This is a genomic window from Pseudomonas sp. SR18, from assembly GCF_023701505.1.
Classification (GTDB): domain Bacteria; phylum Pseudomonadota; class Gammaproteobacteria; order Pseudomonadales; family Pseudomonadaceae; genus Aquipseudomonas; species Aquipseudomonas cyclaminis.
In genome coordinates, this window is the sequence record NZ_JAMQAU010000028.1 from 1 (window position 1) to 22,531 (window position 22,531).

A 22,531-nucleotide genomic window follows, 5' to 3' on the forward strand; every position below is an offset into this window, starting at 1 on the left:
CTCTACCAACTGAGCTATTCCCGCAAATGGCGTCCCCTAGGGGACTCGAACCCCTGTTACCGCCGTGAAAGGGCGGTGTCCTAGGCCACTAGACGAAGGGGACACGCTACTGAAACACATGGTGTGTGCTTCAGTGCCCAGAGGCCGCATCCGAGGATGGGGTCCTGGTTTCACTCAGTGCCGCCCTAAAGCCACACTGTTTGTAAATTGGAGCGGGAAACGAGACTCGAACTCGCGACCCCGACCTTGGCAAGGTCGTGCTCTACCAACTGAGCTATTCCCGCATATGGCGTCCCCTAGGGGACTCGAACCCCTGTTACCGCCGTGAAAGGGCGGTGTCCTAGGCCACTAGACGAAGGGGACACACGTACAACATTCACTACTCATCGCGTTTCGCTGTGTGCTTTACGCTTTAAGTGGCGCGCATTCTATGGATGGATTGGGAGGTCGTCAACCCCCAAGGATAAATTTATTAAAATCAATGACTTCGCCCGCGTTTACCGGCGCTTGCGGGCATTCTGCCTGTCCGCACCTTGACGCCTATATTCTGGCACCCGACAAGACGCTATAGTTCGCCCTGGCAAATGATGGCAATGTGCATTCACGCAGGGAGCGCGTATCTATATAGAAGAAACTACCTGGGCAACTGGTCGATCAGACCTATCCGATAGCCGGCTCAGTCACTACACTCCACTGCAAACCCTATAAAGAGGTCACACCGGTGACACCACTCATGATCACCCTGCTGGTAATAGCCGGGATCGCAATACTGATCGCCATTGGCTACATGAACCACGTGGTGGAAAACAACAAGCTGGAAAAGCAGCGCACCCAGATCGAGCTTAACGATCGCCTGCGCCGTTGCGGTGAGATCACCGAAACATTCCCAGGCCAACTGATGACGCCGGCGCTCAAACTGTTGTTGACCCGCCTGGAGCTCAACGTCAACCAGCGGTTGTTGAATCTCAACAAGACCAGTGCACCGATCAAGGCGCGCATCACCGAGCTGAACACCTTGGTGGCCCAGGGCGAATCCATCCCGGTAAACAACCCGCCGGCACCGATCCAGACCGAAGCCAAGGCCAAGGACGTGCGTTTCCTGCTCGAAGCCCTGCACGGCCAGGTAACGCGCGCGGCCCAGGATGGCTTCCTGCCCTCCAACGAAGCCAAGCACTGGATCAAGGAAATCCGCCATATCCTGGTGCTGCTGCACATCGAATTCTTCAACAATCTCGGCCAGCACGCGCTGCAGCAAGGCCAACCAGGCCAGGCACGACTGGCTTTCGAACGTGGCGTGCAGTACCTGCGCAAGCAGCCGGAGCCGGTGCTCTACAGCGCCCAGTTGCAACAACTGGAAGGCCAACTGGCCCGCGCCAACTCCACGGTGCTGGCTAACAGCCAACAGGCGGTAGAAGAAGTCAGCGAATTGACCGAAGGCATGAAAGAAGTCGAAGCCGACGCCGAGTGGAAGAAGAAAGTCATCTACGACTGATGCTCGCGAAACAATAGGTGCCATCACCCTGGCACCTATCCTCCACCCGCCGACTAGCGTAAAAAAGTGCCCCTCACTCCGTGAAGTCAGAGGCCTGCTATGCCTATCGCCGTCATTGATGGACAACCACTGCATTATCTCGACCAGGGCACCGGCCCGGCCGTCCTGCTCGGCTCCAGCTACCTGTGGGACCGCGACATGTGGGCGCCGCAGATCGAAGCCCTGTCGCAACAGTACCGTGTGATCGTGCCCGAACTCTGGGGCCACGGTGAATCGGGCCAACTACCCACGCAGACTCGCTCCCTCGACGACCTCGCGCGCCAGAACCTGGCCCTGCTGGATCACTTGGATATTACGCAGATCAACCTGGTGGGCCTCTCGGTCGGCGGTATGTGGGGGGCGCGCCTGGCGTTGAAGGCGCCCGAGCGCATCAATAGCCTGGTGCTGCTGGACACCTACCTCGGCGCAGAGCCCGAGGCTACGCGCCAGTATTACTTCTCGCTGTTCAAGATGATTGAAGACGCCGGCGCGATTCCCGAGCCGTTGCTGGATGTGATCGCGCCGATCTTCTTCCGCCCGGAGATCGACCGCAAATCAGCGCTCTACCAGGACTTTCGCGCGTCGCTGCAAGCCTTTTCCCGAGACCGCCTGCTGCAGAGCATCGTGCCCTTGGGTCGGTTGATCTTCAGCCGCGACGACGTGCTGGAACAGCTGTCGGACCTGGACGCTGACACCACCCTGGTGATGTGCGGCGAGCAGGACAAACCCCGCCCACCCACCGAATCCAAGGAAATGGCCGAACTGATTGGCTGTGCCCTGACGTTGATTCCAGGCGCCGGGCATATCTCCAGCCGCGAAAACCCGGACTTCGTCAACGAAGCGCTGCTGACCTTTCTCGCCAACCACGCCTGATCGCCCTCCCCTTTGATCGCAGCCTCTGCACTGCGGTCAAAGGCGGAAATGCCCCACCATCCCCTTGAGCTCCGCCCCCAACTGCGCCAGCTGGATGCTCGACGCCGCGTTGCCCTGCATGCTCAACGCCGACTGATCGGCACTCGCCCGGATACTGGTGACGCTGCGGTTGATCTCTTCGGCCACCGAGCTTTGCTCCTCGGCCGCAGCGGCGATCTGCTGGTTCATCTGCTGGATCAACGACACCGCGCCCGCGATACTGCCCAGGGCACTTTCGGTTTCCAGGGCATCGCTGACCGCCAGTTTGACCAGCTCGCCGCTTTGCTGGATCTGCTGCACCGAGGATTGCGCCGCGCTGCGCAAAGTGCTGACCAACCGCTCGATTTCTTCGGTTGATTGCTGGGTACGCTTGGCGAGCGCCCGCACCTCATCGGCCACTACCGCAAAACCACGGCCCTGTTCACCTGCGCGCGCGGCTTCGATCGCCGCGTTCAGGGCCAGCAGGTTGGTCTGTTCCGCCACGCTTTTGATCACGCCCAGCACGGTGCCGATGTTCTGGATTTCGGCACTGAGGCTCTCGATGCTCGCACTGGCACTGGTGCTGGAAGTGGCCAGCAACTCGATGCGCTGCAGACTCTGGCGCACCACTTGCTGCCCACTGTCGACCTTGTCATCCGCCGTCTGCGCGGCTTGCGCGGCCTCTTCGGCGTTGCGCGCCACGTCGTGCACCGTGGCGGTCATCTGGTTCATCGCGGTGGCCACCTGCTCGGTTTCTTCCTTCTGGCTGCTGACCTCGACATTGGTTTGCTCGGTGACGCTGGAGAGCGTCTGCGCCGAGCTGGCCAATTGCTCGATTCCGGCCTGCAGGCCGCTGACCATCTGGCTCAGGCCGTTGCCCATCTGTTGCATGGCCAGCATCAACTGGCCGATCTCATCACGACGACTGACCTCCATGCGCCCGCTCAGATCCCCAGCGGCAATCTGCTGCGCCACCGCAATCACACTGCGCAGCGGCGCGACGATCAAACGGGTAATCACCCATGCAGCAATCAGCCCCACCAGCAAGGCCAGGGCCGACGAGCCGATGATCAACAGTGCGCTTTTTTTCAGTTGTGCCTGCATCGACAGGTCTTCGGCGTCATAGGCCTGATTGACCCGGCTGACCACCAGGGCCGCCCGGTCATGCAGTTGTTTGTAGACTACTTTTTCCTGCGCCAGCAGGCCGGTGTACTCACCCAGTTTCTCGCTGAACGCAGCAATATGCCCGGAGACTTCATTGAGCACTGTCTGGTATCCGGAGTCCTTGACCGAGGTTTTCAGCTGTTCGACCTGAGCCAAGGCCTGGTCGGCCTGCTCGATCTTGCCTTGCTCGGCGTCCTCGGCGTCCACTTTGCGGCTCTGGTCCAGGCGCACATGGGCTTCGTTCATGGCTTGCAACATCAAGCGCGATACCTGACTGACCTGTCCGGCCTGCTCGATAAACTCGGCGCCCTCCTTGCCCTGGCTTTGCTTGAGGCCATAAGCCCCATCGTCCGCAAGGCCGGCCTGCAACACATCAAGGTTATTCGCCACGCTGGACACCGACCAGCTGGCCATTTCCAGCGCCAGATCCTTGGTCTGGGTCAGTTCGACAAACTCATCGAACGCTTTGCGGTAAGCGGCCAGTGCCTGCTCGACATCGGTCATCACCGGCACGTTCGCCGCAGACTGGGCCTTGAGGGCGGCGGCCTGGGCGGCCAAGGCGTCGACGCTTTCATGCAGCGCGTCGACCGCCTTGGGGTCGGCGTGCAGCGCGTAGTCCTGCTCGATCAGACGCACCTTGAGCAAGCCGCTATTGAGCGACGACATGGCCTTGAGCCCTTCGAAACGCTGGCCAACGGTCTGCAGGGACCACACGCCAATGGCCGCCACCAACGCGGTCAGCAGCAGCACCAGCATAAAGCCCAAGCCCAGTTTTTTCGCCATACCGAGGTTGGCGAAACGTCGTTGCACGCCTGAAATCATTGCACTTGAATCCTCTTGCAATGGCAGATGCCATCAAGCCCGATTGACATGCAGCGAGATTCGCAACCACAAGGCACTGAACACAAGACGCTGGCGCCACAATAATGGCAAAAAGCTACACGCTCGTCGTTTTCAGAATGGTCGAGGTCGATCTGGCGGGTCCCATGGCACTGAACAACGCCAAGGCCCGCGGATCAGTTGCATAGGCCACATTGATGCGCAGCCACTCGCTGGCCTGCGCCGTCGGGCTGAACAACGCCCCAGGAGACAACAACACCCCTAGCCGCCGGGCACACATCTGTAACAGCGAAGGCTGCACCTCTCCCGGTCGCGTCCACAGGAACATGCCCCCGGCGGGCACCGCGAACACCTCCCATTCTTCGTCTTCCAGCACTTGCAGGGTGGCCTTCATTTCGGTACCCAGTCGCTTGCGCAGGCGCTGTACCCATTTACGATAGGTGCCATTGGCCAGCAGCGTGGCCACCACTGCCTCGGCGAACCGCGAGGTGCCGAACCCGGTCAAGGTCTTGAGGCTGGCCAGTTGCGCGATGATCGCCGAACTGGCACTCAGATACCCCACGCGCAACGCACTGCTCAAGGTCTTGGAGAAACTCGCGACGTAGATCACCCGATCATCATGGGGCAACGCCGCGAGCCGCACGCAACTGGCATGTTGCAGGTCACCGTAGACGTCTTCCTCAATGATCAGGAAGTTTTCGCGGTGAGCCAGCTCCAGCAGGCGCTCGGCCACCTCGCGGCACAAACTCGTACCCGTAGGGTTGTGATGAACGCTGTGGATGAACAGGCACTTGGGCCGATGTTGCTGCAGCAAGGCTTCCAGGACCGAGAGATCGGGACCGCCCTGTATACGCGGCACCTCCAGCAGTTGCACGCCCTGGAACACCAGTTGCTGATAGAGGTTGCCGTACCCCGGTGTTTCCACCACCACGCAATCGCCTGCCTTGAGCAGCGTGCGTATCAGCAAGTCCTGGGCATGGCCCGCGCCTGCGGTCGTGAGGATGCGGTCCACGCTGGAAGCGATATGAATCTGCGTCAGGCGCTTGAGCAGTTGCTCACGCAACGCGGGCAGCCCCAACGGCGTGCTGTAGTTGAACAGGCCTGCAGTGTCGGTGCGGGTGACTTCACGAATCGCATAACTGATGTCATCGCTCTCGCGCCAGGCATCGGGTAACCAGCCGCAGCCCAGTTTCAACTCGCCCAGCGGGTTGTCGGCAAAGCTGCCCCATTCGCGCTCCGCCCCCTCATACCAATTGCCTTCGTGGGAATCCCCCGGCTGGGCCACCACAAATCCCGAGCCCTGCCGGGGCGCCAGCACCCCCTGCGCGACCATCCGTTCGAGTGCTTCGATCACGCTGGATTGGCTGAGCAGGTTATCCAGGGCCAACTGGCGGATGGACGGCAAGCGCGTGCCGGGGCTGATCCCGTCCTTGCGAATCCATTGCGCCACTGCACTGACGATTTGCTGCACCACCGGTACAAGGGCTTGTCGATCGATCCCTAAATCCATGAGCCACTCACTTCAACTGTCTGTTATCAACCCAAAGAGTTAAGCACAGAAGCGGTTGATTGCCGGGCGCATAAATTTATTAAAGTATTGATTTTATTGGGTTATTTACCTAATGACACATATTCGGTCGCGGCGTTGTGCCAGCTCTGGAAACGCCCCACAGCGCCCCAGCCTATTTCGAATGGGGGCCGACGCAAGGTCCTAGATCGCCGTCGCGCCACCGTCCACGGCCAAGGCGTGGCCGGTGGTGAACGCCGCTCCGTCGCTGCACAGGTAAAGCACGGCGCTGGCGATTTCCTCGACCTTGCCGATACGTCCGACCGGGTGCATGGCGGCGGCGAATTCGGCCTTGCGGGGGTCGGCTTCATAGGCACGGCGGAACATGTCGGTGTCGATCACTGCGGGGCAGACGGCGTTGACGCGGATTTTCTTCTTGGCGTACTCGATGGCCGCCGATTTGGTCAGGCCGATCACCGCATGCTTGGAGGCCGCGTAGATGCTCATCTTCGGCGCCGCGCCAAGCCCCGCGACCGACGCGGTGTTGACGATAGCGCCGCCACCCTGTGCCAGCAGCAGCGGCAACTGGTACTTCATGCACAGCCATACGCCTTTGACGTTGACGCCCATGATGGCGTCGAACTCATCCAGGCTGCCGTCAGCCAGCTTGCCCTTCTCAATCTCGATGCCGGCATTATTAAAGGCATAGTCCAGGCGGCCATAAGCGCTGACGGTCTGCGCCATCAACTGCTGAACATCCGTCTCCTGCGTGACGTTGCAGCGCACAAACAGTGCCTCGCCACCGGCCTGGTGGATCAGCGCGACGGTGCCCTCGCCGCCCGCCACATCCAGGTCGGCAACCACAACCTTCAAGCCTTCGGCGGCGAACGCCAGCGCGGTAGCGCGACCAATACCGGCGGCGGCGCCGGTCACCAGGGCGACCTGGCCAGAAAACGTCATGCTCATGGGGGGATGTCCTATGGGAGAAATAGCCGTGGGACGAGTCTAGCCAACAGCACGCCGGACGCGTCAGCACTATCAAAAGCCCGGTTAGGGCAGCATGCGCACCAGTGATAACGACACCGGGCGCACTATCAACGCAGCCTATCGAGCAGCATTCGCACCCAAAGCCAGCCTTGCCCCCAAGCCGTTCAAGGTCTATCACTCATGCTCCACTTTTAAAGAGTCCCTGCCATGACCGCCCAGACCAACCGCCAATTCCTGCTCGCCAAACGCCCGGTCGGCGCGGCGACGCGGGACACCTTCACCTATCAGGAAGTGCCGGTGGGCACGCCCCAGGACGGGCAAGTGCTGGTACGCAATGAATACTTGTCCCTCGACCCAGCCATGCGCGGCTGGATGAATGAGGGTAAGTCCTACATTCCGCCCGTCGGCATCGGCGAGGTGATGCGCGCACTCGGCGTGGGCAAGGTGATTGCTTCGAACAACCCGAAATTCGCGGTCGGGGACTACGTGAACGGTGCCTTGGGCGTGCAGGATTATTTCCTCGGCGAGCCCCGCGGCTTCTACACCGTCGACCCTAAGCTTGCCCCGCTGCCCCGCTACCTTTCTGCACTGGGCATGACCGGCATGACGGCCTACTTCGCGCTGCTGGACACCGGCGCGCCCAAGTCGGGTGACACCGTGGTGATCTCAGGCGCAGCCGGCGCCGTAGGCAGTATTGCCGGGCAGATCGCCAAGCTTAAAGGGTGCCGCGTGGTCGGCATCGCCGGTGGCGCCGACAAGTGCAGGTTCCTGGTGGACGAATTGGGTTTTGACGCGGCCATCGATTACAAGAACGAAGACGTACCCGCCGCTCTCAAGCGCGAATGCCCGAAGGGCGTGGATGTGTATTTCGATAACGTCGGCGGCGACATCCTGGACGCAGTACTCAGCCGCCTGGCGTTGAAGGCTCGCGTGGTGATCTGTGGCGCCATCAGCCAGTACAACAATAAGGAAGCGGTGAAAGGCCCGGCGAACTACCTGTCACTGCTGGTCAATCGCGCGCGGATGGAAGGCTTTGTGGTGATGGATCACGCGGCGAATTTTGCCGCCGCCGGGCAGGAAATGGCCGGCTGGATGGCTCAGGGCAAGCTCAAGAGCAAGGAAGATATTGTCGAGGGGCTGGAGACGTTCCCGGAGACGTTGATGAAGCTGTTCAACGGCGAGAACTTTGGGAAGTTGGTTCTGAAGGTCAGCTGATACAGCGCAAAACCAATGTGGGAGCTGGCTTGCCTGCGATGCGCAGGGCCATCGGGGGCAAGCTCCCTCCCACATGGGGTTCTCACAGCGTCAGGGATCAGGCGATCTCGGCAACAACCGCCGCCAACGCCTTGGCCGGATCCGCCGCCTGGCTGATCGGACGGCCGATTACCAGGTAATCGGAACCCGCATCCAGTGCCTGGCGTGGCGTCAGGATACGCCGCTGGTCATCCTGGGCACTGCCCGCCGGGCGGATCCCCGGGGTCACCAATTGCAGCGACGGGTGGGCGGTTTTCAGCGCCTGGGCTTCCAGGGCCGAACACACCAGGCCGTCGAGGCCGGCCTTCTGGGCCAACGCGGCCAGACGCAGCACCTGCTCCTGAGGCTCGATGTCCAGGCCGATACCGGCCAGGTCTTCGCGCTCCATGCTGGTCAGCACGGTCACGCCGATCAGCAGCGGTTTAGGGCCGCTGCGCTGTTCCAGCACTTCGCGGCAGGCCGTCATCATGCGCAGGCCGCCGGAGCAGTGCACGTTGACCATCCACACGCCCATTTCGGCGGCGGCCTTGACCGCCATGGCGGTGGTATTCGGGATATCGTGGAATTTCAGGTCGAGGAACACTTCGAAGCCTTTGTCACGCAGGGTGCCGACGATTTCTGCGGCGCAACTGGTGAACAGTTCCTTGCCGACCTTGACCCGGCAAAGCGCGGGGTCCAACTGGTCAGCCAGCTTCAGTGCGGCGTCACGGGTGGGGTAATCCAGGGCGACGATGATAGGAGTCTGGCAGACGGACATTGGAATGGGCTCTCAGGCAAGTCGAAATCGGCGCGGATTGTAGCGCAAGCAGCGGCGTTGCGGGATCCGATGATCGGTAAATACTGACCAACCGCCATTTCACGGGCCTTTCGGGCAAATGTTTCAAAGCTGATACATTCACGACATGCCCCCAACACGCCCCGCCGCTAGCCTCGCCCGCACTACCCTCCGACCAGCACTTCCAGCCATGGGGCTGGGCGCCTATGCTGACCGCAACAACCAGGCAGATGATCGCATTATGCATACCCCTTTTGTCCCTGTGAACGACGAGCAAAAAGGCGCGGTGACCGCCGATGACAAGCGCTGGAACACCCGTGCGCTGATCGTCGACGACGATGTGCCGATTCGCGAACTGCTGATCGACTACCTGGCACGCTTCAATATTCTCGCCACTGGCGTCACCGACGGCGCCGCAATGCGCCAGGCGATGCAAGCCGAAACCTTTGACGTGGTGGTGCTCGACCTGATGCTGCCGGGCGAGGACGGCCTGTCGCTGTGCCGCTGGCTGCGCTCGGATTCGGATATTCCGATCCTGATGCTCACCGCCCGCTGCGAGCCCACCGACCGCATCATCGGCCTGGAGCTGGGCGCCGACGACTACATGTCCAAGCCGTTCGAACCACGCGAACTGGTGGCACGTATCCAGACCATCCTGCGCCGCGTACGCGATGACCGCACCGAGCAGCGCGCCAATATCCGCTTCGACAACTGGCGCCTCAACAGCGTGCTGCGCCAACTGGTGGCGGACGATGGCCTCGTAGTGCCGCTGTCCAACGCCGAGTTCCGTCTGTTGTGGGTGTTTATCGAGCGCCCGCGCCGGGTGTTGAGCCGCGAGCAGTTGCTGGATGCCGCCCGTGGTCGGTCCATTGAAGCGTTTGATCGCAGCATCGATTTGCTGGTCTCGCGCCTGCGTCAGAAACTGGGGGATGATCCCAAGGCGCCGCAGTTGATCAAGACCGTGCGCGGCGAAGGCTACCTGTTTGACGCGCGGGATATCGGCTGATGCGTACCCCCTTCAATACGCTGTTCGGTCGGCTGTTCGGCGTGTTGCTGGTGGCGATTGTGCTGGCACATGTACTGGCGATTTCTTGGTTCCGTTATTACGGCCCTCCCCCGCCGCCGCCTCAGGAAACGTTTGTCGAGGAACCGGACGGTACTTTGATGCCGGTGCATAAGGAACATCGTCGCCCGTGGTTTGGCGGCCCGGTAGTCCCACTGACGTTCCAGTTCATCTGCCTGATCATCGCCGCCTGGTATGGCGCCAAGCTGCTGAGCCGACCGATCCAGCGCCTGAGCGAAGCCGCCGAACGCCTGAGCCTGGACCTCGACAGCCCGCCGCTGGATGAGTCGGGGCCGCAGGAAGCGCGCAAAGCGGCATCGACTTTCAACCTGATGCAACGCCGTATCCGCGAACAAGTCAGCCAACGTGCACGCATGCTCGGCGCCGTCTCCCACGACCTGCGCACTCCGCTGTCACGCCTCAAGCTCCGCCTGGAGCAGATCGACGACACCAGGCTGCAGGGCCAGATGCGCCAGGACCTGGACGACATGATCGGCATGCTTGATGCCACCCTGAGCTACCTGCACGAGCAGCGCACCAGCGAAACCCGACATTGGCTGGATGTGCAGGCGCTGGTGGAGTCACTGAGTGAAAACGCCCAGGACCAGGGCTGCGACGTGCAGTTCGCCGGCACTTGCGTGCCGTTACAGGTGCAACCGATGGCCCTGCGCTCGTGCTTGAACAACTTGATCGACAACGCCTTGCGCTATGCCGGCACGGCGCGGGTTGAACTGGAGGATAGCCGTGAAGCCCTGATCATCCGCGTGATCGACCACGGCCCGGGAATTGCGGCCGATCAGCGCGAAGCCGTATTCGAGCCCTTCTTCCGCCTGGAAGGCTCACGCAACCGCAATTCCGGTGGCGTCGGCCTGGGCATGACGATTTCCAAGGACGCCGCTGAGCGCCTCGGCGGTCGCCTGAGCCTGGAGGAAACCCCAGGCGGCGGTTTGACCGCCGTGATGTGGCTGCCCAGGACTTAGAGAGGTTTGTCTTCGCGTCGCCCTTGAGCCTGGGTTGCGCTCCAATCCATCAACAGGCTGTACGCCACGGCCAACAGGGTCGGGCCGATAAACAGACCGATAAAACCAAACGCGATCAAGCCGCCGAACACCCCGAGCAACACAATCACCAGCGGCAGATTGCCGCCACGGCTGATCAGGTACGGCTTGAGCACGTTGTCCACGCCACTGATGATGAACGTCCCCCACACACCCAGAAACACCGCGTAGGTGTAATCGCCCTTCCAGGCCAGCCACGCCGTGGCCGGGATCCACACCAACGGCGGCCCCATGGGAATCAGGCTGAGCAGGAAGGTCACGATGCCGAGCACCAGCGCGCCAGGCACTCCGGCAATCCAGAAGCCGATCAGCGCCAGCACGGCCTGGGCAGCGGCGGTGCCGATCACGCCGTTGACGACCCGTTGCACGGTCCCCGCGACCAATTCGATGTAATAACCGGCACGCTCGCCGATCAAGCGTTCGAGCAGCCGATGGACGAACATCGCTAACCGTGGCCCGTCGCGATAGAAAAAGAACACGAACACCAGGCTCAGGGTCAGCTCAAGAATACCGCCGCCGATCTGCGCGCTGCGCGCCAACAGCCAGTTGCCCACCTGGCCCAGGTACGGCTTGATGCTGACCATCAGCGCGGCGCCCTGCTCGTCGATGCTGTTCCACATTCCGACCAGGCGCTCCCCCAAAAAGGGGATTGAGCCCAGCCAGGTTGGCGCCTCGGGCAGCCCGTCGACCTGGATATCCTTGATCAACGCCACCGCATCACGCACATGGTCCGCCAGGTTGAACCCCAGCCACACCAGCGGCACCGCCACCAACAGCATCCAGCCCAGGGTCAGGATGCCAGCGGCCAGGGATTCACGGCCACCCAGCCAGCGCGTCAGCAGCACCATCAACGGCCAACTGGCAAACGCCAGCACCGCGCCCCAGAACAGCGCCGACCAGAACGGCGCCATCACCCAGAAACTGGCACCAAACAGCACCAGCAGCAGGATTTGCACCAGCAGGCGATCGTTATTGAGCATGGGGTATCTCGGAAAAAAGGCTGTAGGAAGTAAGCTTAGGCGAACGGCTCGGGTCCGTTCGCCTTATAGGCGGTCAGCGTATCAGATGCAGGTGCAGGCCTTTGGTTTCACCGGTACCGGTTTCCAGGCGCGCAGCGCGCACGCCTTTGTCGACCAGTGCCTGGCGCCAGGCTTCGGCAGTGGGCCCGGATAGGCTGACACGCAAGGTAGTGTCGAGGTTCAAGCCACGGGAGATCAGCGTCAGCCAGGTGTCACTGGGCTCGGCGCCCAGCGCTGGAAGGTCCAGTTCGCCGGTGCTCTTCAACTCGCGCAACAGGGTGGCCGAGGTGGGCAACAGGTCGCCCAGCGGGGCGCTGGCGTCCAGTTGTTCTACGTGCAGATAGGCACGGCGGTTGCCTCGGGTGATGCCGTACAGCGCCACCAGGGAGTTGTCCTGCGGGGCCGCCAGACGCAGCAGCAGGTATTCCTGCTGGCCATCGGCGCCGACCAGCTTGGCGTTGCCGAAGATCTCGTTGGCCCACAGGCTGCTTTCACCACAGTCGCGGGCCTTGCACCAGAACAACAGTTGCGCGCCCTTGGCCTGCAAGGCTTCGCGGGTAGAGGTAAATGCAGCGTCGGAGCTGTGTTCGGCGGGCAGTTCGTAGGTAATCGCCGTGGCTTGGCCTCGGGCGATGGCCTGGCCTTCATAGCGCAGTTGGCCGCTGATCTTGCGGATCGCGCCCATGGGGTAGATGCGTTCTTTTTCTTCAGCGGGGCGGTAATCGACGATTTGTGCGTCGACCTGCCGGGCCACGGCGGGCAGGTCCTGGCTGCCCGGTACGTCGGCGGCGAACACCAGTGGGCTGAGCAGGCTCAGCCCGAGGATACGGATACAGCCGTTACGCACGCTCATAAGCTCAACGAGCCCTGGCCATTGGAGGTCACAGCGGTGTTGAAAACATTCATGGTTGACTCCCTTTCAATCCGCCCAGCCTCGGCAGTTGACCGCCCCAAGTCAAGGCGCGGAGAAGAACCGATTGAAACAGTCTGCAACAAGGACCGCACCCGGCTCATCATTCAAGTGCAAATGATGGCCGCCTGGCAGTGTGGTTACCGTAAAGGGTAGCTGGGAAAGCAATTCAGGATGTTTCGCCAACATGCCGTCAGCGGCGACCACCAACTGCGTAGGGCATCCCACACGCCGCACGAAGGCCATCGCCTGCTCATCGGTCAGACGAATCGGTGAAGCCAGTGTCAGGCGACTGTCCGAACGCCAGGTGTAACCACCCGGCACCGGCATCAAACCGCGCTGGGCCAGCAGCTCGGCGGCTTCACGGCTGACGGCCACCAAGCCTTTCATGCGCGCTTCGACCGCTCGGTCCAAGGTGCTGTAGACCGGCTTACGCTTGTCCTGCAGGTTCAATTGCGCCTGCAAGGCCATGCCCAGGCGCTCGGCAGCGTTCTCGCCGCTGGCGGTGGGTGGGATCACGCCGTCGATCAATCCCAGGTGAGTCACCCGCTCCGGCATGGCGCCGGCCAGCACCAGAGAAACGATGGCACCGAGGGAGTGGCCAAGTAATGCAAAACGTTTCCAGCCCAGTTGCTCAGCGACTTGCAGTACATCGTGGACGTAATCCCACAACGCATAACCGGCACCCGTAGGACGGTGCGCCGAATGCCCATGGCCGGCCATGTCCAGCGCCACGATACGCAAGCCCGTGAGCTTGGGCGCCAGGCGCGCAAAACTGTTGGCGTTGTCCAGCCAGCCATGCAGGGCAATCACCGGCAAACCGTCTTCGGGACCAAACAGGTGGGCCGCCAATTCGATATGGGGCAGGCTCAGGCGCACTTCTTCGACCGGCGCGCTCATGCGCAACTGCGCTCACGGGCTTCCCAGCGGGCAAACAGGGTCTTGATCAAGGTCGCAGTGTCCTGGGGGCGTTCGAGGGGGAACATGTGGCCGCCGGGCATGGTGAGCATTTCGCCCATGGGCAGACGGTCGACCCCGCTGGCATGGTGACGCATCACCACCCGGCTCTGGCGACCGCGCACCACCGCCAGCGGCACCTTCAACTGGCGCACCTGACCGGGGCTGGTGTGGGGCACGCCACGGTAGATGCTGATTTCGGTGGCCGGGTCGAAGCGCAGGCGCAGTCGGTCGCCCGCTTGATACAGACCATGTTGCAGGTAAGCGTCGAAGCACTCCGGGTCGAAGCCACGGAACAGGGTCTTACCGGCAAAATAGCTGCGCGCTGCGTCGAGGTCAGTGAACTCTTCACGACGGCCCAGGGTGCGACCGGCCGGGGTCAGGCGGTCGATAAAACCGAAGCGCTTGGCGGCGCGGATCACCCAGCGGTCCGCACGCGTCAATACCGGAGAGTCGAGCATCACCACACCGCGATACAGCTGCGGGCAACGCATGGCCGCGTGCAAATGCAACACGCCGCCCAGGGAGTGGCCCACACCCCACACCGGTTCCGGCTGCTGTTCCAGGTGGTGGATCAACTCGTCGACCAGGTTCTGCCAGTTATCATCCACCGGAAACCTGGGGTCGTGACCGTGCTGTGGCAGGTGAGCCACTGTGTATTCCGGGGCCAGGGCGGCAAACAGCTTGCCGTAGGTGGCCGAAGGAAAGCCATTGGCGTGGGCAAAAAACACGTGCTGCGACATACCGGCCCCTCTATAAAAACAGAGATTGATTGTCACCATGCCCGGGCAGCACAGCAATGACTGTAACTGCCAGGAATGGTGACACTCACGCCACGCCTATCGCGGCGGCGGGTTCTCGCCCAGCGGCACCACGGCCATGGTCAAGCGGGAAACGCAGTTGGCCTTGCCATCTTCGGTGGTCAGACGGATGTCCCACACCTGCGTGGTGCGCCCGATATGGATCGCCTTGGCCACCGCCGTCACTCGCCCGCTGCGCACACCCCGCAGGTGATTGGCGTTGATCTCCAGGCCTACGCAATAGAACTTGCTCCCGTCGATGCACAGGTAAGCCGCCATGGAGCCAACGCTTTCTGCCAGCACCACCGAAGCGCCGCCGTGCAGCAGCCCGTAAGGCTGATGGGTACGGTGATCGACCACCATGCTGGCGGTCAGGGATTCATCGTCAAAGCTTTCAAAGCGGATATCCAGCAGTTCACCGATGGTGTTTTTCTGGCTGGCGTTGAGTTGTTCTATATTCGGTGGGTTGCGCCACAGGCTCATGCGATTGTCCTTGTTGGTTTTATTACGACCCTAATCCTGCCACACAACCGCATCGGAACGCTCGTTTCAAAATCGACGCCGCACAGCCGTTTACACCCCGCAGGGATAAAGCAGCGATATAGCCTACGGGTTCTTCACACTCACCAGGCTCATCAGCCCCGCCAGCGGGAAGTCGCCCTCCAGTTCCGCCAGGCTGGCGGTGTGCATCGGTTCTGGCTGGCGTGGGTGGCCGTGCTGCAAGAAGCTGATCAAGCTGCCGACCAAGGGTTGATGACTGACCAGCAGCACGTTGTCATCCGTGTCGAGCTTTTCCAGCACCTGCAGTGGATTGCCCTCCGGCGTCAGCCACGGCACCGTGCGGATTTCTGGTTCAAACCCCAACGCCTCGCGTACCAGTTGCGCGGTTTGCTGCGCCCGCACGTAGGGGCTGGCGATAATGGCGCTGAGCGGCTGGCCAATCAGATGCGCAGCACTGCGCAACACTTCGCCACGGCCATGCTCAGTCAGATTGCGTTCGGCATCCGTACGCGCATGCCCTTGGGCCTCGCCGTGGCGCAGAATCCACAACTTCACAGTTTTGGCTCTTCATCGCGCACTGGGTGCGGCGCCGGGGGCACGCTATGGGCGGCTTCGCCCTCGGGCGCGCGCGGGGTTGGCCAGTCGGCGAAGGGCCAAGGCTTCTGCTCGCTATGGAAGCTGCCGAAGCGGCCGATCTGGGCGAGGAACTGGCTGAGACTGTCGCCAAAATTCATCAGGCCCAGGTTCGGTGCGCCGTAGATCAAGCGATAGATCAATTGCACCACGACCAGCGCGCCGAGAATGAACTGCGCGACTTGCCACACCAGGGCAAACACCAGCATCCACAGGATGCGCAGGACAATGGATTCGTACTTGGGAGCTGCTTTCGGATCGTTCATGACGCGTTCCTCAGTTGAAACCACTGGTGGAAATAAAGTCGACATCGGTTTTCGGCTCGGCGCGCATCAGCAACTCGATGACCTGGTTCAAGGTGCGCCCTTCGAACAGGATCGCGTGCAGCCCCGCGACCAGCGGCATGTATACGCCCACCTCCTGGGCCTTCGCCTTGAGCACCTTGAGGGTATTGACGCCTTCGGCCACTTCGCCCAGGCGCGTCACCGCGTCTTCCAGGCTCAAGCCTTGGCCCAGGGCGAAACCTACTTGGTAGTTGCGGCTTTTCGGCGAAGAACACGTGACGATCAGGTCGCCCACGCCTGCGAGGCCGAGGAAGGTCATCGGGTTGGCACCCTGATTCACCGCAAAGCGCGTCATCTCGGCCAAAGCGCGGGTGATCAGCATGCTCTTGGTGTTTTCGCCCATTCCCAGGGCCACCGCCATGCCGGCGATGATCGCGTAGACGTTCTTGAGCGCACCGCCCAACTCGACGCCGAAACGATCGCTACTGGCATACACACGGAAAGTACGACCATGCAGCACCGCCTGGACGCGCTCGCACAGGGCTTCGTCTTCGCTGGCGACCACGGTGGCGGTCAGCGCGTGCTCGGCGACTTCCCGCGCCAGGTTCGGCCCGGACAACACGCCGATGCGTGCCTGAGGGGCAATTTCTTCAAGGATTTCACTCATCAACTTGAAGGTCTGCGCCTCGATGCCCTTGGTCAGGCTGACCAGCATCTTGCCCGCCAGACGTTCGGCATGGGGCGCCAACACAGAGCGCAAGGCGCTGGAGGGCAGCGCGACAAAACACAGGTCGCAGTCCGTCAGGGTGGCCAGCAGATCGGTGACCGGCTCGACCGCCGGATGAATCTTGATGCCTTTGAGGTAACGAGGGTTCTCCCGATGCACGCGAATGGCCTCGGCCTGCTCGGGATCGCGCATCCACTGGCGCACTGCGTGACCGTTCTCGGCCAGCAGGTTTGCCACGGCGGTACCAAAACTTCCGCCTCCCAGGACCGCAATAGGGCGCTGTTCAGTCATATGCAATCCGTTAATCCATACCAGTGGCGATGGCGGCATTATACGGGGCGACCTGCTTGCGACCAGCCCCCGAATCAAATCGTGCGCCTGTCGGAAAATGCCATGGACGAGTGACGTAATTGCAAGTGTGGCGAATGGCAAATGGCCCCGCCTCAGTTAACATGGTCGGCTATCCGTCATTATCAAGGCCGTGTCGTGTCTTTGGGCCCTCCTTCCCACTCATCTCTATTGCTGCTGCTGTTGTGCAGTACCTCGGTACTGGCTGACGATCTGTTCCTTGACAGCCAGCCGCTGCCGCAGGTCTTGACCGCCACGCGCCTCAAGCAATCGGCCGCCGCCGTGCCCGGCAGCATGACCGTGATCGACAGCGAACTGATCAAAGCCAGCGGCGCACGGGACATCAGCGAACTGCTGCGCCTGGTGCCGGGAATGATGGTCGGCTACACCACCGGCAACCAGGCGGCGGTGAACTACCACGGCACCAGCGCCAACGATGCGCGACGCATGCAGGTCTTGATCGACGGGCGCTCGGTGTACCGCGCCGGCCTGGCCACGGTGGACTGGAGTGACATTCCGGTGGCCATGGAGGATATCGAGCGCATCGAAGTGTTCCGCGGCCCTAATACCGTCAGCTACGGCGCCAATGCGCTGATGGCGGTGGTGAATATTCTTACGCGCTCACCGGCCAACAGCCACGGATCAAGGGTCAAGGTGATTCGCGGCGAACGCGGGATCAACGATTTCTATGCCAGCCAGGGCGTCGGCTGGGAAACCGGTGATTTGCGCCTGTCGCTGTCCGGACAACAGGACGATGGTTTCGACAGCGATGCTGCCGGTGCCGACCGCCGTGACAGCCGCCGACTCAATCGCTTCAGCCTGGCAGTGAGTCAGACGCTGAACGCCCAGCAAAGCATCGACTGGCAACTGGACGCCAAGGAAGGCACCAATCAGCGTCCGTATACCTACACACCAGTATTCGCCGGGATTACCGAAGGCGGTAATAACTCCGACGTCACGGCCAAGGACTACGCCGGCTCCCTTCGCTGGAACATCGACTTCAACCCCGAACACAGCCTGTACGTCCAAGGTTCGGCGCAGCAGTGGGACCGCCAGCAAATCTGGAAGGCTTGCGACGCCAAGGTTTCGTTCAGCCCCGAGCTGACCCAGTTGTGGCAACTCAACCCCAACTACGCCGAATTGCTGGCCCGGCACATGGAAACCTACAGCCAAGGTTCCGCGCCGCCAGGCAGTGCCGCCGAGCAAGCCTTGGCCAATCAGGTGTTGGATCAATGGCGCAACGGCGCCAACCAGAGCGTGTGCGGTGACATCAACCAAAGCACCCGCGAAAGCCGTTACGACCTGGAAATCCAAGACACCCTCAGCCTGTCCGACAGCCTGCGCCTGGTCAGCGGCATGAACTACCGCTACGACCGCGCCGACTCCGACACCTACTTCAACGGCACCCTGGACGACACCACTTGGCGCCTGTTCGGCCAGTTGGAATGGCGCGCCAGCGAGCATTGGTTGCTGCAAGGCGGCGCCATGTTCGAAGACACGCGCCTGAGCGGCCACTCACTGACGCCACGGGTGGCGGTCAACTATCTGATCAACCCGCGCCACGGCCTGCGCGCGGTGTATTCCGAAGCGATCCGTTCGCCGGACATGTTCGAGAACAACGTCAACTGGAGCTACCGCGTCACCAACCTCAGCTCCCCGGCCTACGGGCAAAGCACCGGGCAGTACTTCGTGAAGACCCGTGGCCCGGGCAATCTCGACAAAGAACTGATGCGCTCGCGAGAACTGGGTTACAACGGGTTCTTTGCCGACATCGGGCTGACCATGGACGTGAAACTGTTCTATGACGAAATCACCGACATGATCAGCTCGCCCCTGCGCAACAACCAGTACATCGCCAGCAACGCCAACAGCTCGCGGTTTACCGGCGCCGAGTCGCAGTTCGACTGGCGGGTAAGCAACGCCGACCGTTTGCGGCTGACCTATGCTTACGTCGACGCCACCGCCAGCAACCCACGGGACAAAGCCCAGACGGCGCGCAACAGTGGCTCCGCCGGCTGGTTGCGCGAATGGGGCCGGGGCTGGTCGAGCGCGCTGTTCTACTATGGCGACGACGCACTCAATCAATATCGCTTCGAACGGGTCGACCTGCGGGTGGCCAAGCGCATTGCCCTGGGCAAAGCCAACGTGGAGCTGGCCGGCATGCTGCAACAACGTCTCGACAACCAGCCCACCACCTGGGCCGACAACACTTACGATCATCGCCACGTCCTCTACTTCAGCGCGGAGTTAGAGTTCTGACATGGGCGACTCGTCACGGATGACCTGCCTCTTTATCTATAAGGGCTGCCGACGCGCCGTGCTGCTGGCCTGCCTGTGGCTGGCCGCACCGGCGTGGAGCGCCGAGATCCTGCTGACCGCCGACGAAGACGGTGCAGGGGTACAAACCTTTACCCAGGCCCTGGCCCAGCAACGCCCCGAAGACCACGTCACCTTCAAGCCCCTCAAGGACTTGCCCTCGCCCAGCCACTTGCCTGCCAGCACGCGCTTGATCCTGCTGGACCTGCCCGGCCTGGACTGGCGCCTGCAGGATCCCGAGGGCCCGCCAACCCTGGTGCTGCGCATCAGCCGGCTACAAGCCCATCAGCGTCCGCAGGCATCCCGGCATGCGCGGATCAGCCTGTTGTGGAGCGATCCGCCGCTGGAGCGCCAACTGCGCCTGATCACCAGCATCCTGCCTCAGGCGCAGCGCATCGGCGTGCTCTACAGCACCGAGAGTGAGTTCCTGCTGCCCGAGCTGCGCCGCTATGCAGAGGCCCTGGAGCTGAAGATCAAGCCCCAGCTCTGGGACAACATCAACGACAGCCGCCCGCTGCAGGCCCTGCTCAGGGACAGTGACGTGCTGCTCGGCCTCGACGATCCGCTGCTGTACAACCCAAAGACCGCCAAGAACCTGCTGCTGAGCAGCTATGCCCAGCAATTGCCGCTGGTGGGCCCGAACGCCGGTTTTGTGCGTGCCGGTAGCCTGGCCAGCACCTACAGCGACCAGGCCGACTGGCTGGCAGTACTCGACCGCCTGCTGGACCAGCCACCCACCAGCTGGCCGCACGCGCTCTACCCCGAACACTTCAAAGTCGTGGGCAACCCGCAAGTCGCACGTTCACTGGGCATTGAACAGGTAGACGAAGCCAGCGTCGCCGCCCGATTGGCCGAAGGAGAAAAACGCCCATGACCTTGCGCCGTCGTTGGGACATCAACACCCGCACCCAGCTCATCACCCTCGGTCCGGCGCTGTTGCTGACGTTGCTGCTGATCAGCTTCTTCACCTTCGTGCGTATCCAGGACCTGCGCCAGGAACTGGACCACACGGGCCAGTTGATCGCCAACCAATTGGCCCCGGCTACCGAATACGGCGTGATCTCGGGCAACAACGATGTACTTGAGAGCCTGCTGCGCGCGACGCTGGCCACGCCCCATGTACGCTTCCTGGAAATTCAGGACAGCGGCGAAAACATTCTGGTGTATGTCGAGCAGGCATCGGAAAAACACGACCGCTCGCTGTCGGTGAAAGTGTTCCAGGCGCCGATTCGCCTGCAACACATCCAGCTGGGCAACGACTTTTTCCAGGACAACCTCAGCGAATCCAAGGCGCCGCGCGCGGATTACCTTGGACGGGTAATTGTCGGCATGTCCAATGACGCCTTCAGCCAGCGCCAACAGGAGATTCTGTTCAAGGCCGGGATCCTGGCGCTGTTCGCCTTGCTGTTTACCTTCCTGCTCGCCCGACGCCTGGCCGCCAGCCTGTCGCAACCGATCAGTGCCATGGGCCATGCGGTCAAGGCGATCCAGCAAGGCGACTACAAGACGCCGCTGCCGATTGTCGATGATTCGGAGCTGGGCGACCTTTCGCGACACATCAACAACTTGGCCGAAGGCCTCAACCAGGCCAGTCGTGAACAACAACAGGCCATGGCCCAGTTGATCCAGACCCGGGAAGAAGCCGAGCGCGCCAACAATGCGAAGTCGGACTTCCTGGCCATGATGAGCCACGAACTGCGCACGCCGATGAACGGCGTACTGGGCATGCTGCAACTGCTGGAAACCACCGAGATGACCGAGGAGCAGACCGAATACGCGGCGCTGGCCTCCGAGTCTACCGAGCACTTGCTCAAGGTCATCAACGATATCCTCGACTTCTCGCGCATTGAACGCGAGGCGCTGGAGCTGGAACATATTTCGTTCAACCTGGCCGACCTGATCAACAGTTGCGCCCAGGCGTTTCAGCACAATGCTCAGCAGCGTGGGTTGGAACTCAGGCTGGCGCTCCCGCCAGGCATGGATGAACTCCGGGTACAAGGCGATCCGACGCGGATCCGCCAGATTCTAGTGAACCTGATCGGCAATGCCTTGAAGTTCACCGAGCACGGCAGCATCAGCGTTGAGCCCCACTGGCAAACGCTCGACCATGAACTGGTGTGGTTCACCTGCACGGTGCGTGACAGCGGCATCGGAATTTCCACCGAGCGCCTGGAATTGATGTTCGATGCGTTCCAGCAGGCCGACAGTTCCATTTCAAGACGTTACGGCGGCACCGGCCTGGGGCTGCCCATCGCCCGCACCCTGGCCGAACGCATGGGCGGCACCCTGCGCGCCCAGAGCGAAGAAGGCCGTGGTTCGGTGTTTACCCTGGAAATTCCACTGGCGCTCGACCAACACAGCCTGCCCGCGGTGGCTGTGGATGCCGGTGGCAAACACAGCGCCGGCGATGGCCGTCATGTGCTGCTGGTGGAAGACAACCCCGTCAACCGCACCGTGGTGGAAGCCATGCTGCGCAGCCTGGGGTTTGAAGTGAGCCTCGCCACTGATGGTGCCGAAGCGATCCGCAGTGCCGAAAGCCTGATTTTCACGGCGATCCTGATGGATTGCCGACTGCCGCTGATCGATGGCTACGAAGCCACCAGGCAGATTCGCCACTTGCCGGGCTGTGCCGACTTGCCGATCATCGCCCTCACTGCCAACGCGCTGCAGGGCGACCGCGAAGCCTGCCTGGCGGCGGGCATGAACGATTACCTCGCGAAGCCGTTCAAACGCACGGATTTGCAGCAAATCCTGCAGCGTTGGGTGCAGTAGCGCTGCGCCATCAACCAAGTCCGACTGGCGTGAAAGACGAAAGTGCGGCAGTCTTAGGCACCCGAACGGGCACCTTAAACGGGCCCGGTTTAAAATTTCAGTGAACAAGTGTACATTCAGTGCCTAACGCTGTGACTTTCACTACAACGCAATAGTCTATGTGTAGGCTGCCGACATGAGGCATGAACGCTTCA

Annotated in this window: 20 protein-coding genes, 3 tRNA genes and 1 pseudogene; 8 read left to right on the top strand and 16 right to left on the bottom strand. The window is 61.8% G+C overall.

The window, feature by feature from the left end; all coding sequences use genetic code 11:
* Positions 1-27: 27 nt before the first annotated feature.
* The 3 genes from NDJ82_RS26825 to NDJ82_RS26835 form a co-directional block, all read right to left on the bottom strand.
* A tRNA-Glu gene (locus NDJ82_RS26825) sits at positions 28-103 on the bottom strand.
* A 105-nt stretch (positions 104-208) separates the two neighbouring features.
* Positions 209-284, bottom strand: a tRNA-Gly gene (locus tag NDJ82_RS26830).
* Between the two features lie 3 nt (positions 285-287).
* Positions 288-363 (bottom strand) — tRNA-Glu (locus NDJ82_RS26835).
* Positions 364-721: 358 nt separating this feature from the next.
* Here NDJ82_RS26835 and NDJ82_RS26840 point away from each other — a divergent pair.
* Entirely contained in the window at positions 722-1,492 is a 771-nt protein-coding gene (locus NDJ82_RS26840; protein ID WP_099586714.1) for a hypothetical protein, read from the top strand.
* A gap of 99 nt (positions 1,493-1,591) precedes the next feature.
* A complete protein-coding gene (locus NDJ82_RS26845; protein WP_250926630.1) occupies positions 1,592-2,404 on the top strand; it encodes an alpha/beta fold hydrolase in 813 nt (270 codons plus the stop codon).
* 36 nt (positions 2,405-2,440) lie between these two features.
* On the opposite strand, the gene NDJ82_RS27810 is transcribed toward NDJ82_RS26845, so the two are convergent.
* The 4 genes and pseudogenes from NDJ82_RS27810 to NDJ82_RS26860 all read right to left on the bottom strand — a co-directional run bounded on the left by NDJ82_RS27810 (position 2,441) and on the right by NDJ82_RS26860 (position 6,899).
* The gene (locus tag NDJ82_RS27810) at positions 2,441-3,322 is read right to left on the bottom strand and encodes a methyl-accepting chemotaxis protein (protein WP_502941249.1); all 882 of its coding nucleotides are present in this window, start codon (positions 3,320-3,322) and stop codon (positions 2,441-2,443) included.
* Positions 3,299-4,408: pseudogene (locus NDJ82_RS27815) on the bottom strand (HAMP domain-containing protein); the annotation flags it as partial. The pseudogene NDJ82_RS27815 and the gene NDJ82_RS27810, both read right to left, overlap by 24 nt.
* Before the next feature lie 115 nt (positions 4,409-4,523).
* Entirely contained in the window at positions 4,524-5,936 is a 1,413-nt protein-coding gene (locus tag NDJ82_RS26855) for an aminotransferase-like domain-containing protein (RefSeq protein WP_112194352.1), read from the bottom strand.
* A gap of 201 nt (positions 5,937-6,137) precedes the next feature.
* Positions 6,138-6,899: an SDR family oxidoreductase gene (locus tag NDJ82_RS26860; protein ID WP_158877356.1), complete on the bottom strand. Its 762-nt coding sequence runs from the start codon at positions 6,897-6,899 to the stop codon at positions 6,138-6,140.
* Between the two features lie 228 nt (positions 6,900-7,127).
* On the opposite strand from NDJ82_RS26860, the gene NDJ82_RS26865 reads away from it, so the two are divergent.
* Complete coding sequence (locus tag NDJ82_RS26865; RefSeq protein ID WP_158877354.1) at positions 7,128-8,135, top strand: NADP-dependent oxidoreductase; 1,008 nt, start codon at positions 7,128-7,130, stop codon at positions 8,133-8,135.
* Between the two features lie 97 nt (positions 8,136-8,232).
* Here NDJ82_RS26865 and pyrF read toward each other — a convergent pair whose 3' ends face one another.
* Positions 8,233-8,931, bottom strand: coding sequence for an orotidine-5'-phosphate decarboxylase (gene pyrF, locus NDJ82_RS26870; protein WP_099586720.1), 699 nt, complete (start codon positions 8,929-8,931; stop codon positions 8,233-8,235).
* 259 nt (positions 8,932-9,190) lie between these two features.
* On the opposite strand from pyrF, the gene NDJ82_RS26875 reads away from it, so the two are divergent.
* Together NDJ82_RS26875 and NDJ82_RS26880 are read left to right on the top strand one after the other, a co-directional pair.
* On the top strand, positions 9,191-9,955 hold the full coding sequence (locus tag NDJ82_RS26875; RefSeq protein ID WP_099586832.1) for a response regulator: 765 nt from the start codon (positions 9,191-9,193) through the stop codon (positions 9,953-9,955).
* Positions 9,955-10,992, top strand: a complete 1,038-nt coding sequence (locus NDJ82_RS26880) for a sensor histidine kinase (protein ID WP_250926632.1) — start codon at positions 9,955-9,957, stop codon at positions 10,990-10,992. Before NDJ82_RS26875 ends, NDJ82_RS26880 begins: the two co-directional genes overlap by 1 nt.
* On the opposite strand, the gene NDJ82_RS26885 is transcribed toward NDJ82_RS26880, so the two are convergent.
* The 8 genes from NDJ82_RS26885 to NDJ82_RS26920 all read right to left on the bottom strand — a co-directional run bounded on the left by NDJ82_RS26885 (position 10,989) and on the right by NDJ82_RS26920 (position 17,192).
* Positions 10,989-12,050 (bottom strand): AI-2E family transporter, encoded by a 1,062-nt coding sequence (locus NDJ82_RS26885; protein ID WP_099586722.1) that lies wholly within the window; start codon positions 12,048-12,050, stop codon positions 10,989-10,991. The genes NDJ82_RS26880 and NDJ82_RS26885 overlap by 4 nt on opposite strands.
* Positions 12,051-12,123: 73 nt before the next feature.
* Positions 12,124-12,942: a DUF4892 domain-containing protein gene (locus NDJ82_RS26890; RefSeq protein ID WP_112194344.1), complete on the bottom strand. Its 819-nt coding sequence runs from the start codon at positions 12,940-12,942 to the stop codon at positions 12,124-12,126.
* A 102-nt stretch (positions 12,943-13,044) separates the two neighbouring features.
* On the bottom strand, positions 13,045-13,899 hold the full coding sequence (locus tag NDJ82_RS26895) for an alpha/beta hydrolase (RefSeq protein ID WP_099586724.1): 855 nt from the start codon (positions 13,897-13,899) through the stop codon (positions 13,045-13,047).
* A complete protein-coding gene (locus NDJ82_RS26900) occupies positions 13,896-14,699 on the bottom strand; it encodes an alpha/beta fold hydrolase (RefSeq protein ID WP_099586725.1) in 804 nt (267 codons plus the stop codon). The genes NDJ82_RS26895 and NDJ82_RS26900 overlap by 4 nt, the downstream gene beginning before the upstream one ends.
* Before the next feature lie 96 nt (positions 14,700-14,795).
* Entirely contained in the window at positions 14,796-15,239 is a 444-nt protein-coding gene (locus tag NDJ82_RS26905) for a hotdog fold thioesterase (protein ID WP_112194342.1), read from the bottom strand.
* 123 nt (positions 15,240-15,362) lie between these two features.
* Positions 15,363-15,812, bottom strand: a complete 450-nt coding sequence (gene sixA / locus NDJ82_RS26910; RefSeq protein WP_099586727.1) for a phosphohistidine phosphatase SixA — start codon at positions 15,810-15,812, stop codon at positions 15,363-15,365.
* On the bottom strand, positions 15,809-16,156 hold the full coding sequence (locus tag NDJ82_RS26915) for a DUF4389 domain-containing protein (RefSeq protein WP_029292722.1): 348 nt from the start codon (positions 16,154-16,156) through the stop codon (positions 15,809-15,811). Before NDJ82_RS26915 ends, sixA begins: the two co-directional genes overlap by 4 nt.
* 10 nt (positions 16,157-16,166) lie before the next feature.
* On the bottom strand, positions 16,167-17,192 hold the full coding sequence (locus NDJ82_RS26920) for an NAD(P)H-dependent glycerol-3-phosphate dehydrogenase (protein WP_032889192.1): 1,026 nt from the start codon (positions 17,190-17,192) through the stop codon (positions 16,167-16,169).
* A gap of 195 nt (positions 17,193-17,387) precedes the next feature.
* On the opposite strand from NDJ82_RS26920, the gene NDJ82_RS26925 reads away from it, so the two are divergent.
* From NDJ82_RS26925 to NDJ82_RS26935, 3 genes are read left to right on the top strand one after another with little or no spacing between them, the layout of a single operon-like run.
* On the top strand, positions 17,388-19,508 hold the full coding sequence (locus NDJ82_RS26925) for a TonB-dependent receptor plug domain-containing protein (RefSeq protein WP_112194338.1): 2,121 nt from the start codon (positions 17,388-17,390) through the stop codon (positions 19,506-19,508).
* A 1-nt stretch (position 19,509) separates the two neighbouring features.
* Positions 19,510-20,439, top strand: a complete 930-nt coding sequence (locus NDJ82_RS26930; protein WP_250926633.1) for an ABC transporter substrate-binding protein — start codon at positions 19,510-19,512, stop codon at positions 20,437-20,439.
* Positions 20,436-22,337 (top strand): ATP-binding protein, encoded by a 1,902-nt coding sequence (locus NDJ82_RS26935; protein ID WP_112194335.1) that lies wholly within the window; start codon positions 20,436-20,438, stop codon positions 22,335-22,337. The genes NDJ82_RS26930 and NDJ82_RS26935 overlap by 4 nt, the downstream gene beginning before the upstream one ends.
* Positions 22,338-22,531 lie beyond the last annotated feature (194 nt).

What these genes read in the sequence shown, in the direction of transcription:
- NDJ82_RS26845 (WP_250926630.1), top strand. Translation starts at nt 1,592, where the DNA reads ATGCCTATCGCCGTCATTGATGGACAACCACTGCATTATCTCGACCAG.
- NDJ82_RS27810 (WP_502941249.1), bottom strand. Translation starts at nt 3,322, where the DNA reads ATGCTGGCCATGCAACAGATGGGCAACGGCCTGAGCCAGATGGTCAGC.
- NDJ82_RS26855 (WP_112194352.1), bottom strand. Translation starts at nt 5,936, where the DNA reads ATGGATTTAGGGATCGATCGACAAGCCCTTGTACCGGTGGTGCAGCAA.
- NDJ82_RS26860 (WP_158877356.1), bottom strand. Translation starts at nt 6,899, where the DNA reads ATGAGCATGACGTTTTCTGGCCAGGTCGCCCTGGTGACCGGCGCCGCC.
- NDJ82_RS26865 (WP_158877354.1), top strand. Translation starts at nt 7,128, where the DNA reads ATGACCGCCCAGACCAACCGCCAATTCCTGCTCGCCAAACGCCCGGTC.
- pyrF (WP_099586720.1), bottom strand. Translation starts at nt 8,931, where the DNA reads ATGTCCGTCTGCCAGACTCCTATCATCGTCGCCCTGGATTACCCCACC.
- NDJ82_RS26875 (WP_099586832.1), top strand. Translation starts at nt 9,191, where the DNA reads ATGCATACCCCTTTTGTCCCTGTGAACGACGAGCAAAAAGGCGCGGTG.
- NDJ82_RS26880 (WP_250926632.1), top strand. Translation starts at nt 9,955, where the DNA reads ATGCGTACCCCCTTCAATACGCTGTTCGGTCGGCTGTTCGGCGTGTTG.
- NDJ82_RS26885 (WP_099586722.1), bottom strand. Translation starts at nt 12,050, where the DNA reads ATGCTCAATAACGATCGCCTGCTGGTGCAAATCCTGCTGCTGGTGCTG.
- NDJ82_RS26890 (WP_112194344.1), bottom strand. Translation starts at nt 12,942, where the DNA reads ATGAGCGTGCGTAACGGCTGTATCCGTATCCTCGGGCTGAGCCTGCTC.
- NDJ82_RS26895 (WP_099586724.1), bottom strand. Translation starts at nt 13,899, where the DNA reads ATGAGCGCGCCGGTCGAAGAAGTGCGCCTGAGCCTGCCCCATATCGAA.
- NDJ82_RS26900 (WP_099586725.1), bottom strand. Translation starts at nt 14,699, where the DNA reads ATGTCGCAGCACGTGTTTTTTGCCCACGCCAATGGCTTTCCTTCGGCC.
- NDJ82_RS26905 (WP_112194342.1), bottom strand. Translation starts at nt 15,239, where the DNA reads ATGAGCCTGTGGCGCAACCCACCGAATATAGAACAACTCAACGCCAGC.
- NDJ82_RS26915 (WP_029292722.1), bottom strand. Translation starts at nt 16,156, where the DNA reads ATGAACGATCCGAAAGCAGCTCCCAAGTACGAATCCATTGTCCTGCGC.
- NDJ82_RS26920 (WP_032889192.1), bottom strand. Translation starts at nt 17,192, where the DNA reads ATGACTGAACAGCGCCCTATTGCGGTCCTGGGAGGCGGAAGTTTTGGT.
- NDJ82_RS26930 (WP_250926633.1), top strand. Translation starts at nt 19,510, where the DNA reads ATGGGCGACTCGTCACGGATGACCTGCCTCTTTATCTATAAGGGCTGC.
- NDJ82_RS26935 (WP_112194335.1), top strand. Translation starts at nt 20,436, where the DNA reads ATGACCTTGCGCCGTCGTTGGGACATCAACACCCGCACCCAGCTCATC.